The organism is Paenibacillus ilasis (assembly GCF_043195395.1).
GTDB lineage: Bacteria > Bacillota > Bacilli > Paenibacillales > Paenibacillaceae > Paenibacillus_AQ > Paenibacillus_AQ lautus.
The window spans coordinates 3,183,858-3,197,057 of record NZ_JBHDJG010000001.1 but is presented as its reverse complement, the minus strand read 5'-3'; the positions used below and the strand labels follow the sequence as shown (position 1 = coordinate 3,197,057).

Sequence of the window (13,200 nt, the reverse complement as noted above, 5' to 3'; positions counted from 1 at the left end):
GTAACCTAAAGGGTTTCAAGGCGGTATCACGATGAGTGACAGGTCATGGCGAATTTTTTTTACAATCGTGGCGTTGATCATATTGTCGGGATTGGTCTTTTCATTGGTTCAATCCAGAACGACCTACAAGGAGTTGATGGGCGATCAGATCCATGACATACAGAAGATAGATCATATAACCATTGAGAAGAGGGGCAGTTCGTACGATGAGGAGCGACTAAAAATTACCGATCCGGCAACCATCGAGCGCATCATGAATAGCTTCTCCGACGCGAAGTTATGGAGGACGGACAATTACCCAAGGGGGACGGAGTACTGGATCTGGATTAATGTTGAATACAAGCCCTTTCAAATACATTATACGGAACCGGATATCATCCGAATCTCTCCGAATAGAGGCATACATAACAAATATACTTGGAGTTACAGGATCACCAATGGCTATGACAAGTCGATCATTGAAGATCTCTTTGAGGAAGAATAACAGGGGACTTCAGACTAGGGCAATTTCGCAATCATGGCAGAATAAAATTCATGAAAAGATGAGGAACCGGACGATGAAGCTAACCGAACAAAATTTGAGCAAAATGCAGAATATCATCAAGGAGCATCAATTCGAACATGCCGCAGACTATTTAATCGAGCATACGCGGCAAGGCGTACGATTATCCAAAAAGAAGCTGGAGGACTATGCCGAGTCAAACAACTCTCGGTTTGGCGGTGACCCGGATCTTCCCCAAGAGGTGGAGTGGCCGCTCAATTCGGAGGGAACACCAATGACGTTTCTGGCACAGCTGCAGTTGAAGGATGTAGCAGCTCAGGACGCCACTAGCTCGCTCCCGACAAGCGGAATGCTGTATTTCTTCGTTGGCGTGGATGAACCCGCCTATAACCTTGAGCACCGTGTGCTCTATCTTCCCGAGGGTCAGAGTTCGGCAGCGGTCCGCCGCCGCGCGCCCGAGGAAACCGCGTTAGATGAGGTGTTTACCGGCTACCGTATGGAAGCCAGAGCCACGCTTGAGCCTCCTAATTATGCTTATGTGGATGATGAGGTTATCGAGGATGAGGAGCACGATTTTGAATCATACGAGGACCTGTGCTTTCAATTGACGGGTCTAAATTCCGGCGACCTCGGGACCATCTTTGGCTATCCTTCGACCCAGCACGGCGATTGTGAGTTTGAGGCTGCATTAATGCTCTTAACCGGTTCGGAGTACAATTACTCTATGGATGCAGCCATGCAGCAGATTACCAAGCATTGCGGCGGCAGCGCGGAACGCGCGCAGCAGGAAATTCAGGATACGGTGCTTCTGCTGGCTGTCGATTCGGACGACGATGTCGGTTTTTGCTGGTGGGATGCGGGAGAACTGCAATTTTTCATTCGAAAAGAAGATCTGCTGGCCAAGAATTTCGAGCGCACGTATTGTTCCCTGTACTCAAGCTGATCGTAATCAAACGAGTTAGTGCGATTATAAGGCGCAGCAATGGGTAGGAATTCAGCAGGTACATATGGAGGTTATGAAGCCATGAAGGAGAAGGTTTTGAAGGCATACGACAAGCTGGCTGGAGACTACGAACGGCATGTGGATTCGCAGAGCGGGCACAATGCCTTTTACGAGAGGCCGGCCATGCTCCGGATGCTGCCACAAGAGATGGAGCAGATGTCCGTGCTTGACGCCGGATGCGCCGCTGGGTGGTACACAGAGCAATTAATTAAACGCGGGGCTCGGGTGACGGCGATCGATCTGAGTCCGTCGATGATTGAAGCCTGCAAAAGGCGAGTGGGCAGTGAAGCGACCATCGTTGAATGCGATCTGACCGAGGCCCTGCCATTTGCAGATGAAGCTTTTGATTACATCGTAAGTTCATTGACGCTTCATTATATTGAGGAGTGGATGCCAACCTTTCGCGAATTCCAGCGGGTGCTGAAACCCGGAGGCAGCTTGATCTTCTCCGTTCATCATCCCTTTATGGATTATAAACTGGTTGAACGGCAGGACTACTTCGCCCGAGCGCTATTGAGGGAAGTTTGGAACAAACCGGAATCCGGACCCGTCGAGGTTGTTTTTTATAGAAGGCCGATGCAAGAAATCATCAACGTGACTTCCTCCTGTTTCAGCATAGAAGAGATTGTTGAGCCGCAGCCTAGCTTAGAGCATAAGGACAAGCCAGAGGCGGGGGCCTGGATGGCAAAATGGTATGAGCGATTAATGACAAATCCTCATTTCTTGATCGTGAAGGCACGGAAATCAAAATAATATAATGGATTCCATCAACAAATGGCGTTGTAAAACCTTATGCATAAGGAGACATGGAAGAATAGTACGGGATTGAACCAACTCCAACCAAACCAACTAACATCCGCAAAAAGGGGAACTGCGAACATCGCGGTTCTTTTTGCTTTCATTTCGGCATTAAATGCTCGGAAGAGCAGGGGATAACAAACCTGCCGGTCCAGGCTAAGACATGATATTCACGCATGACTGCAATCGAGGCATGGTACTGATACGGGAACGAACCGTTTTCCTATTGGGAGGATGAAGCTTCCAACAGATGGAACATTGTTCCGATAGGGGCACTGTGGTAACATCGGTTTAAAGATTCGATCGGTTGAGATGACCGGTTAACCACATGCAGACTTGGAGCCTACAACATGGGAACACCTTACTCCGCTATGATTACGCTAATTGTCACGGCAGGCGTATTGAACATCATCATGGGTCTTTACGCGCTGTCGGGGCGTTCGAAACTTGCTATGGTCAAACCCTTCTTCGTCTTCAGTATGCTGGCATCGATCTATACTTTCGGCGCTGCACTGGAATTGTCCAGCAATTCGCTTCATGAGATTCAATTTTGGATCAAGTTTGAATATTTGGGCATGCCATTTCTGCCCCCCCTTAATCTGCTGATCATTCTGTCCTATCTTGGTATGGAACGATATCTGAGACGTCCTCTGCTGATTGGGATGTTTGCTATTCCAGTCGTAACCATGCTGCTCGTCATGACAAACGAAATGCATCATTTATACTATCGCGACATCGGACTCCACTCAGGCATTTCCAGTCTGAAAGTAGACGTGGTTGCCGGCCCATGGTACATCATTCAGGGCGCCTATACCTTCGCTTGCATGATCGGAGGCGTTATTCTACTGCTGCGGAGCTGGCATAAGATGCCGTCCTACCGGTTTCAACTGAATACGATGCTGATCGGTCTTGTTCTGCCCCTTATAGGCGATTTTCTTTATCTTGGCGGACTTACGCCAGATGGGATGGATCCGATTCCCGTCATCATGACGTTGACCTCGGCCCTTTATCTCTGGGCACTGACATCCAAGGGTTTGTTTCATGTGGCGCCGATTGCGAGGGATAATCTCTTTTCGAGCATGCGGGAAGGCGTCCTCGTATTGGATCTGGACAACCGTTTGGTTGACTTTAATCCGGCTGCGGCAGTTATGATGCCGGAACTGAGCCCTTCCGCCATTGGAGGGCCGCTGCTTGAATTGTGGCATCTTCATACGACCGAGCCCATCTTCGGGATGGAGCAACGGGAAGGATGGGATGCTGGAGAGTCGGACATCCAGGAAATGCGGTGGCAATTAGGGGACCAATCGTTCAACTATCAGATCAGGTCTTCCGTTGTGCGCAATCAGGGAGGACGGGAGGTTGGAAGATTGATTGTCCTCATTGACGTAACCGAAAGGACACGTCTTCAGGAGGAATTGCGGCAGGGAGCCTACTATGATGGCTTGACACGCATCTATAACCGTGCGCACTTCATGAAGCTCAGTTGCACACTTTTAAGCCAGGCTGTTCGCTCTCGTGAACCTATGGCCATCCTGCTGTTCGATATCGATCACTTTAAACGAATTAATGACGTCTACGGCCACGATATGGGCGATCAGGCTTTACTGCACATTGTCGAGTTATCGCGACAGTCTCTGCGGTCAGAGGATCTGTTCGCGCGTTATGGCGGCGAAGAGTTCGTCATTGCCATGCCGGGTCGGACGACGACAGAAGCTGAAGCCGCGGCACAGCGTATTCGTGCAGAATTAAGAACACAACCGATGGCTACGCCGCAAGGACCCCTGTTCATTACAGCCAGCTTTGGCATCGCATCGATAGGGGCAAGCTTCTATAACAGCACGATTGAAGTGGATGCAGAAGAAGTAAAGTGGGATGCAGAGCTTAAGAGATTATTGAAACTTGCGGATCGTGCATTATACGAAGCTAAACACTCCGGGCGTAATACAATTCGAGTGTCGGATGAAGAGTGTTAATCTATAAATATGAAATAGCGGAATCTATGTGTATAATAGCTATTGGTTGTATAATGAATGCAATGCGATAAATCACATCTAAGGGGAGAAAATCATATGCAATGGAATGAAATCACAACACTAGAAGAATGGGATCATATTCTGAAAAAATCTTCCGAACGCGGTCAAGTCATTCTGAAGCATAGCACGACATGCCCGGTTAGCTCCAATGCTTTGGCAGAGTATGAATCTTATTTGAAAAAGGCGCCAAACGGCAATGTGGATTATACATTGGTAAAAGTCATCGAATCCCGTCCGATTTCCAATAAAATCGCCGAGGATTTGAACGTAAAGCATGAATCGCCGCAAATTATTTATGTGAAGGACCAAGCGAAGTACTGGACGGCTTCACATTGGGCGGTTACGTCTGCGCACATCACAGCGGTTCTGGACTGAACAATTAACCTGCATGTCTCCTGAAAGCAAGGTGATCATTATGAAAGAACTGGAACAACTGACATCGATCGAGGCGATCGAACGATTTATTCAAGATCACACCTTCAGTTTTTTATATGTATCCAGGGCAGATTGCAGTGTATGCCACGCGATATTACCGAAACTTCGAGAACGGTTAACGCGGTTCCCGAGTATCTCACTGGGACATATTCAGGCCGAAGCGGTAGGGGAGATCGCCTCAAGATATTTGATATTCACCGCCCCCTCGCTTCTCCTATTCGTTGAGGGCAAAGAGTATCTGAGGGAAGATCGATTTGTACAGTTCGGGGAGTTAGAGCGGAAATTAAACAATATAATGAATTTCTTTAACTAGGCTTCCTCTTCATGTAATGAAGCCATAAGGCGATATTCCAAAGTCATCTGACTAATCGGAATGTCGCCTTTTTTTGCGTTTCCGGTGATGTGGATCCAGCGATCCCAGTTGATGAAATTTCAATGAAAATTCAAATAATTGTCGAAAGCCAGGATTATTTTGCATTCAAATATTACTAAAGTATTAAAAATATAAGGGAGAATGCCGATTTATTAATAGTACAAAAGATGCAAGGTTTATGGAATCATAACGTGAATATGGATCTATTGAACTGAAATTTCACATAACAAGAACATTATGTGGAATGAACCTATGTCAGAAGAATGATGGAGGGGGAAGGCGGTTCATTCAAGACGAACATTTTTGAAAAATGTAATGTATTCATGAGAAATTCCGGAAATATTCAATGTTTCCAGGAAAGTAGGTGATGCGACAGGTTCGCTAAAGAAATCCCTATTTTAAATGGAAGATACATAAGAGATATCAAAGGAGAGACACCAAGTGAGTGAGCGAAAAACGTTATCAAGAGGAACGCGTTTTAAAAATCTGAGCATTGTTACAAAAAACATGTTATGGACGAGCCTGTATATCATTATTACGGGTGCCATTGTGATTGGTTCAAGCTATTATATCCAGGACAGCGTACTGACGAAGCAGCTGCAATCCGATTCGGGGAAAATTATGGATACCTTGGTTAAGTCCGTATCGCTGGAAGATGCTCAAGCGGTGAAAGGCGAGACTGACCGCAATGCGGATATCCAAAAGAAACTAACCAAAACGTTTGATGACCTATCCCTAAGTCATCCCAATATTGCACAAGGCTATATTTTTGGACCGGAGCTCGAGGGTGGCAACAAGACCTCGATTATTGCCATGCCAACGGCAGTGCTCGATATGTTTGCTGAAGAAGACTTGAATCTCGGGGACTTATACGAACAACCGAAGATCCATGCCGATGCCGTGAGAGAAATGCTAAAAACGAAAAAAACCGTCTACACCAAAGGTTATACAGACAATTATGGTACCTGGATCACCGTGCTGCATCCTTTCCAGGATGCCAGCGGCGAAGTTTTTGCTTACATGGGGATCGACGTGGATGCAAGCTTAATCGCTTCCGGGAAACAGGAATTGATCACCAATACGGTTTTTGCGCTGCTGATTACTTTGCTGATTGTATTAGCACTGCAATACTTCACGATTAGACGGACATTCGCACCCATTCAAGCATTAATGGGGGCGCTTGACAAGCTGAGCAAAGGTGACTTCACCGTCCAATTAAAAACCGGCGAAGATGAGCTGGGGCAGGTTAATGCCAAGTTCAATGCAACCGTCAATCATATTAATGAACTAGTTACAACGATCAAAACGGTATCGGAGCAGTCCGCAGAGCAGTCTAAATTCCTCTTCTCGGCAGTGGAAGTCAATAACAATAACTCTTCTGCTATTACTAAAAACATGGAGGAAATGTCGGAACGAGTTGCTTTACAGAGCACGTCCATTACCGAAAGCGTGGTTTCGCTTGAGGAAATCTCATCCGGCGTATCCACGATTGCCGGCAATACATCGGATCTTTCCGAGATATCCATTCAGATGAAGGAGCAGTCGGAACGTGGTAATCACAATGTGGAGCAGGTTATCGAGCAGATGAATTCGATCGATCATTCGGTTAAAAACTCGGTGAATATCATCGAGAAGCTGCAGAATCGCTCACATGAGATCGGTCAAATCGTGCAGGTTATTACCGAAATTTCCTCTCAGACGAATCTGTTGTCACTCAATGCCGGTATCGAGGCGGCAAGAGCGGGCGAAGAGGGCCGTGGTTTTGCTGTCGTCGCCAGCGAAGTGAAGAAACTTTCAGAGGAATCAAGAAAATCGGCGGACCAAATTATTGAGTTGGTTCGATACATTCAGGATGAAACGGCATCTGCGGTAGAAGCGATCAGCGAAGGAGAATACAATGTCGCCAAGGGGATTGAGGTTGTCAAAGAAACCGGTGAGCTGTTTAAAGGCATGCTGGTGGCAACCGATACGGTGACCAGTCAAATTCAAGAGGTGTCTGCGGCTACACAGCAAATGGTTGCCGAAACCGAACAGATTACCGCTGCTATTAAACAACTGGCAGAGCTTGCGGAGAGAAACTCGTCCGTGTCGGGTGAGATCCGGATCAGTGCCCAGGAACAGCAGGCTTCCTTCGCCAAAATCTTCGAGTCTGCAGAACAGATCAACCAGGTTTCCGCTGAGTTGGAGGCCCTTGTTAACAAATTGCAAGTGTAGTGTGTAATGCTTTCGAGAACAGAAACAGTAGAGAAAAAAGATGGAGCTGAAACCTTTGAATACAACATTGATGATCGAACAAGGCAAAGAATATTGGTTGAATGAACTGCAGCTACCTTTACCGGGATTCTATCTGTACACCGATGGTCCAGCGCATCTTCAGCAGCAAGAGCTTGATCGCATGGCGATTAACCTTCGTATCGAAACCGGTAAGATCAAGCGGTTCCGCGATTCATATGACTTGAAGGCGTGGATGCTCACAAGCTATGTGGTATTTCTGTACCGAATGACACACGATACCGATTTGCTGATCGGCGTAAACAATGAGAAGGGCAATCTCCTTCCGCTTAGAGTTAACTTAAGCGGTGACGATTCATTCGCACAGATTTATGAGCAGGTTTCCGTCAAAATGGAGCAGATTGAAGGAAGCAGCTTTTCGCTTGAGGATATAGAAGGATTCACTGGTCAACCGCTCACTCTCCAAACGGTCTATGGCAATAATGGGAATGGTTATGCCTATAGTTCCAGCTCGCTGAACTGGATGGTTCAGGAGGAAAGAAAGGACGAGTGGACACTCTACGTATCCTATGCACAGCCTTTATATAAAGAAGAAACGATCGAAAAATTCAGCAGGCATTTTGAGCAGCTAGCATGCGCGGCTCTTGAGCATGGAGACATGCCGGTTAGCCGTTTGCCTATGCTGACAGAAGAGGACCGGAACGCGTACACGATTCTCAATGACACAAAGAAGGAGCTCCCGGAGGATCCTACCATTGTGTCGATGCTTGCTTCCATTGTGGAGACATTTCCGAAACGAATTGCACTATCGTCGGGTAATGAGCAAGTAACGTACGAACAGCTTGACCGGTTGTCAAACCAAATTGCACATATGCTTATAGACAAGGGGCTGCGTAAAGGCCAATTCGTCTCGATATTTATGAAGAGGGGCCTGGATACAATTATCAGTATGCTCGGTGTGCTTAAGGCCGGCGGAGCCTATATCCCGCTGGATCCATCACATCCAGATGAACGAAATGCCTATATTATCGAGGATACCGAGTCAGCGATTATTCTTACGCATCAGGATTTCACGGCAAAGCTGGATGGACTCCTGGCTGGTTTTCAACCGAAGCCAGCGTACTTCTGTCTTGATGAACAATTCCTTTCATACTCGGCCGAAGCCTGTGGCGTCTGCGTTGAAGGCGATGATTTGGCATACATTATCTATACCTCCGGTTCTACGGGCAAACCGAAAGGTGCCTTAATCGCCCATCAAGGCGTCGTGAATTTGGCACTGGCCAATCAAGAGAAATTACAGATGAGTGAACAGGATATCATTCTTCAATATTCCACATTCAGCTTTGATGCTTCCGTTTACGATATATTCGGATCGCTGGCTTGCGGTTCGCAGCTGCATCTTCTCTCCGATGAGCAGCGTTTCTCCATAGACGCCTTTACGGAGGCCGTGGTAGAAACCAATGCAACGCGTGTCGCGATTTTGCCTACGGTGTTTTTTAATCAATTGGCAGCCTATTTACCTATGGAAGATACTTACAAATACCGCAATATCAAAACGATCGTGGTCGGTGGGGAAGCACTGGCTGGAGAAACCGTTCGTATGTTCCAGAAGAAGCTGCAGATTCCAATCGTGAATCTATACGGACCAACGGAAACGACGGTTGTAGCAACAGGGCATGTCGTCGATTATCCGGTTCCGGACGATCTGGCCACCGTGTATATCGGGACGCCTTTTGCCAACTATGAATTGTATATTGTGAATGAACATAATGAGTTATGTCCAACTTGCGTAACCGGAGAGCTGCTAATCTGCTCGGTTGGCGTAGCCAAAGGGTATCTGAATCAGCCTGAGAAAACCAAAGAAGCCTTCATACTGGATCCGATAACACCGGAATCCGGAAAACAATACTACCGTTCCGGAGACTTGGTTCGCCTGCTGCCGAACGGACAAGTGGAATACCGGGGACGTAAAGATTCACAGGTGAAGATTAGAGGCTTTCGGATCGAGATTGGGGAGATCGAAGATAATCTGGCGAAGCATGAACGCGTAAAGGACATCGCGGTCATTCCGAGAATGGACGAGGACGGAACCAAAATGTTAGCGGCATTCTATACAACCCATGATGGACAGGCGGCTTCCGCTAAGGATTTGGTGCAATTTTTAAGTCAGAAGGTGCCTAGTTACATGGTTCCTAAATACATGTGTTTCGTCGAAGAAATGCCGCTATCCCCGACCGGCAAGATTGATCGTAAGAAGCTGGCATTATACGAGTTGTCGATGGAGATGGAAGAGGATGACTCCCACTATGAGGCATCGGTTAACGATATTCAGCGGGATATTGCTGCAGCCTGGGAAAAAGCACTCGGCCAAACCAAAATCGGCATCCATGACGATTTCTTCGATATTGGCGGTTATTCACTGAAAATTCTGGAGATTCTGGTGCTCCTTAAGCCGCTTTATCCACAGTTGAAGATCAATGATTTCTTTGTGTATCCGACGATTGCAAAATTAGCGGAGCGAGTAGAGGAATTGGGGCAGCAAACGAAACCATCCGATCAAACAGAGGATAGGGATCTTCCGATTCAGGATTTGGCTGAGTATCCGATCTCTTTCCCTATCCATCATGGTTCGGCACAACCCACCTATACCCAGCAGCATATTTTGCTGACAGGTGCCACAGGATATCTGGGATCACATCTGTTGTATGAACTACTGAAACAATCGACTGCTACCGTGTACTGCCTGGTTCGACCATCGAAGCTGATGGAGCCTTATGCTCGCCTTGAGCAGATCATGACCGGATACTTTGGCGAAGATGTCAAGTCTCGAATGGATAAAAGGGTGATTGCGATACAGGGTGACTTGGAGCAGGAGTTCCTCGGGCTCGGAGACCAAGACCGTGCAATGATTGAAGCGCGCATCGATTCCATCATTCATTGCGGAGCTGAAGTGAAGCATTTTGGCGATTCCGACTATTTTGCGAGAGTCAATGTCGAGAGTACGGACCGCCTGTTAGCATTGGCTCAGAGAAGACCGCATATCCGCTTCCACTTTATATCTACGCTAGGGATCCCTGAAGATTTGGCACTGGGCGGTCAATGGGATGCCATCGTTGCCGGAACGGGATATGAAGAGTCGTCCATCGAGAATGTCTACACGAACAGCAAACTGGAGGCAGAGAAGCTGGTCATTAAAGCCGGTGCTGATAGAGGCATCCCGGCAGCGGTTTATCGCGTGGGGAATTTGTCCTGTAACTCGGAGAATGGGATTTTCCAGAAAAACATCGACAACAACGCTTTTTACCGCATGCTAAAAGCGATGCTGCTGTTGAAGAAAGCACCTGGCGTGAGATGGGAAGTGGATATTACGCCGATTAACTATGCCGGGGAAGCCATTACCGCTCTTCTGCTTCAGCAAGAAACGGTCGGGCGAGTGTTCCATATCTGTAACCCGGTTGCCATTCCTTATGAGGACATGGTGGGGCATTTTAAAGCCCATGGATATGACATTTCGGTGATGGACTGGAAGGAATACGAGGCATGGTTATTGGACCCGCAGCAGCCGAAGGATAAGGAAGGCCTTGAGCTGGCGATGGCACAGTTCGAAGGCGACGGTGCGAAGAATTCCATCTACCGGTATACTTGTCCGCAAACATCGGAATTCCTTAAGCACACGGGAGTAAAATGTGCTGTACCGGACAAGCTGTTATTTGAAAAAATGATTGAGTATGCCGCTGGTATCGGATATTTCGTGAAACCGGAATAACGATCAGGCAGCAAGCATGAAAACCGCGAGAAGCTTTCGCGGTTTTTTTGTGTTTAGGATCAGCCACAACATGCACATATTTTTTTTAAGAGATAAGAAAGTATAAACATCCGAGGCTTATCATCCATATCTCGCAAGAAAAACTTCATCTAATTGCGGTCTGTCATCTGTGAAAGTTTGTCGATAGACGTTTTTCTTATGGCGTGAGTGTGGTAATATCATACTGATTTAAGTCCAGTAACACCAAATGAGGTGGCCCATGAATCACAAACATTGGAAGCAGGCAGAAACCGCACTGGCTTGCATGGAAGTTATCAAGAACGGTGAAAACGACCCTGTAACGATTGAAGGCGAATCGGATGACCTGCGCTGCATCGGAATCGGTACGGATGCTGCGGTATTCGTATACGAACCATTGCCTGCCTATGCGTTTAAACTGTATGCTGCGGAGGCGCTGCCTAAGAAGGAAGCGGAGATTAAGGTCTATCAAGAATTGGTGGGAAGCCCCTATTTTCCTGCATTTTTTGGAGCAGGTGAGCGTTATGTGGCGATCAGCCATGAATCCGGATTAACGTTGTACGATTGTTTGCTCTATGGTGTATCCGTTCCAAGGCAGGTCATCGATGATGTCGAGGCTGCACGCTCCTTTGTGCGGAGCAAGGGCTTAAACCCGCGGGATATTCATTTGAAGAATGTACTGCTGCAGGAAGGCCGAGGCAAGGTACTCGATGTATCAGAGTATATTCAGGATGGAAACGACAAGCGATGGGAGCATCTCGTGTGGGCATACGACAACGTATATCCGCTGCTTGAGGGCAAGAAGTTACCGCTCTGGGTATTGGAGGCCGTGAAGAACGGATATTACCGTCTTGACCCATCCAGTGTGAATATGCAGGAATTTGCGGACCGGATTGGGCGACTGTTCTTCAGAAAATAGGATAACCGCCCCCATTCAAAACGGTTAGGAGCATTCCCTTCTTACCCTCTTATCAAACAAAGCGCTATATTCAGAACATATACGGCGGATTCAATCCCCCTGAGGCTGTAACTGCTCCAGGGGGATTATTGTAATTAGAAGATACTCCAGTCCATTTCCCGGGATATGGTTTGCAGCAAATGTACGCCGGCATAGCTGTTGCCCTTGTCATTCAGTGCTGGGCCTAACACACCGATTCCATAACGTCCCGGCACAAAAGTTAAAATGCCCCCTGAAACGCCGCTCTTGGCGGGTAATCCTACATGAATGGCGAATTCTCCTGATGCGTTATACATGCCGCATGTCGTCATGAATGTCTTGGCGATTTGAACATATCTTCGAGGTATGAGCGCTTTGCCGGTTAGCGGATCCGAACCGTTGCAGGCTAGCACCAAGGCCATTCTGGCTAGATCGGCACAATCCACATGGATCGAGCAGTGTCGAAAATATACTTCTAACACCTCTTCAACATCGCCGCTTAGAACCCCGTTTTCCTTCAAAAAGAAGGATATGGAACGATTCAGATTCCCGGTTTCCGATTCTGAGCGGTAAACCCCCAAGTCATACTCCAAACCAGCGTTGCCTGAGAGCTCTTTAAGGAACTGAAGAATTCGGTCGGATTTCTCGTTCGGGCTGCCTCCGCGAATTAAGGAAGAAACGGTAATCGCGCCTGCGTTAATCATCGGATTGAAGGGAATGCCGGGCCTTACTAACTCCAGCTTCAGCATGGAATTAAAGTTGTCTCCGGTCGGCTCCATGCCAACCTTACTGAAGACGGCATCCTCTCCATTATCCATCAGCGCCAATATTAGCGTAAACACTTTGGAGATGCTCTGCATCGTAAAGCGCAGCCCGCAGTCCCCGGCGGTAGCGGATTCGCCCTGGGTGTTCAAAAGGGTGATGCCCAAAGCAGCATGGGGAGCTTTGGATAGCTCGGGGATGTAGGAGGCGACTTTGCCTCTGCCGACACAGGGCAAGCTGCCTTCCAGCCAGCCGGGGAGCTGCTGCCTAATGGTTTCGATTTCGGGTGACATCATTTCTTAAGCCCCTTCCACCATTCAGAATCTCGAACAAGGATTATG

The 13,200-nt window shown here is 47.6% G+C and carries 10 protein-coding genes; 9 read left to right on the top strand and 1 reads right to left on the bottom strand.

Going from position 1 to position 13,200, the window contains the following annotated elements; translation table 11 throughout:
- Positions 1-31 precede the first annotated feature (31 nt).
- The 9 genes from ACETK5_RS14370 (at position 32) to ACETK5_RS14330 (ending at position 12,079) form a co-directional block, all read left to right on the top strand.
- Positions 32-484 carry a hypothetical protein gene (locus ACETK5_RS14370; protein WP_100536745.1) on the top strand — a complete coding sequence of 151 codons (453 nt, stop codon included), beginning with the start codon at positions 32-34 and terminating at the stop codon, positions 482-484.
- Positions 485-557: 73 nt separating this feature from the next.
- Complete coding sequence (locus ACETK5_RS14365) at positions 558-1,445, top strand: YwqG family protein (RefSeq protein ID WP_100536746.1); 888 nt, start codon at positions 558-560, stop codon at positions 1,443-1,445.
- A gap of 81 nt (positions 1,446-1,526) precedes the next feature.
- The gene (locus tag ACETK5_RS14360; protein WP_100536747.1) at positions 1,527-2,258 is read left to right on the top strand and encodes a class I SAM-dependent methyltransferase; all 732 of its coding nucleotides are present in this window, start codon (positions 1,527-1,529) and stop codon (positions 2,256-2,258) included.
- Positions 2,259-2,653: 395 nt separating this feature from the next.
- On the top strand, positions 2,654-4,276 hold the full coding sequence (locus tag ACETK5_RS14355) for a histidine kinase N-terminal 7TM domain-containing diguanylate cyclase (RefSeq protein WP_100536748.1): 1,623 nt from the start codon (positions 2,654-2,656) through the stop codon (positions 4,274-4,276).
- Between the two features lie 96 nt (positions 4,277-4,372).
- The gene (ytxJ, locus tag ACETK5_RS14350) at positions 4,373-4,711 is read left to right on the top strand and encodes a bacillithiol system redox-active protein YtxJ (RefSeq protein ID WP_100536749.1); all 339 of its coding nucleotides are present in this window, start codon (positions 4,373-4,375) and stop codon (positions 4,709-4,711) included.
- 40 nt (positions 4,712-4,751) lie between these two features.
- Positions 4,752-5,084, top strand: coding sequence for a thioredoxin family protein (locus ACETK5_RS14345; protein ID WP_100536750.1), 333 nt, complete (start codon positions 4,752-4,754; stop codon positions 5,082-5,084).
- 567 nt (positions 5,085-5,651) lie between these two features.
- The gene (locus tag ACETK5_RS14340) at positions 5,652-7,358 is read left to right on the top strand and encodes a methyl-accepting chemotaxis protein (protein WP_394056398.1); all 1,707 of its coding nucleotides are present in this window, start codon (positions 5,652-5,654) and stop codon (positions 7,356-7,358) included.
- 55 nt (positions 7,359-7,413) lie between these two features.
- On the top strand, positions 7,414-11,142 hold the full coding sequence (locus ACETK5_RS14335; protein ID WP_243390642.1) for a non-ribosomal peptide synthetase family protein: 3,729 nt from the start codon (positions 7,414-7,416) through the stop codon (positions 11,140-11,142).
- Positions 11,143-11,401: 259 nt separating this feature from the next.
- Complete coding sequence (locus ACETK5_RS14330) at positions 11,402-12,079, top strand: protein kinase family protein (RefSeq protein WP_100536753.1); 678 nt, start codon at positions 11,402-11,404, stop codon at positions 12,077-12,079.
- Positions 12,080-12,213: 134 nt separating this feature from the next.
- Here the strand turns inward: ACETK5_RS14330 and glsA are convergent, their stop codons facing one another.
- Positions 12,214-13,155 carry a glutaminase A gene (gene glsA, locus ACETK5_RS14325; protein WP_394056396.1) on the bottom strand — a complete coding sequence of 314 codons (942 nt, stop codon included), beginning with the start codon at positions 13,153-13,155 and terminating at the stop codon, positions 12,214-12,216.
- Positions 13,156-13,200: the final 45 nt, after the last annotated feature.

Excerpts from the sequence above, each read along its gene's own strand:
- ACETK5_RS14370 (WP_100536745.1), top strand. The coding sequence starts at position 32 with ATGAGTGACAGGTCATGGCGAATTTTTTTTACAATCGTGGCGTTGATC.
- ACETK5_RS14365 (WP_100536746.1), top strand. The coding sequence starts at position 558 with ATGAAGCTAACCGAACAAAATTTGAGCAAAATGCAGAATATCATCAAG.
- ACETK5_RS14360 (WP_100536747.1), top strand. The coding sequence starts at position 1,527 with ATGAAGGAGAAGGTTTTGAAGGCATACGACAAGCTGGCTGGAGACTAC.
- ACETK5_RS14355 (WP_100536748.1), top strand. The coding sequence starts at position 2,654 with ATGGGAACACCTTACTCCGCTATGATTACGCTAATTGTCACGGCAGGC.
- ytxJ (WP_100536749.1), top strand. The coding sequence starts at position 4,373 with ATGCAATGGAATGAAATCACAACACTAGAAGAATGGGATCATATTCTG.
- ACETK5_RS14345 (WP_100536750.1), top strand. The coding sequence starts at position 4,752 with ATGAAAGAACTGGAACAACTGACATCGATCGAGGCGATCGAACGATTT.
- ACETK5_RS14340 (WP_394056398.1), top strand. The coding sequence starts at position 5,652 with ATGTTATGGACGAGCCTGTATATCATTATTACGGGTGCCATTGTGATT.
- ACETK5_RS14330 (WP_100536753.1), top strand. The coding sequence starts at position 11,402 with ATGAATCACAAACATTGGAAGCAGGCAGAAACCGCACTGGCTTGCATG.
- glsA (WP_394056396.1), bottom strand. The coding sequence starts at position 13,155 with ATGATGTCACCCGAAATCGAAACCATTAGGCAGCAGCTCCCCGGCTGG.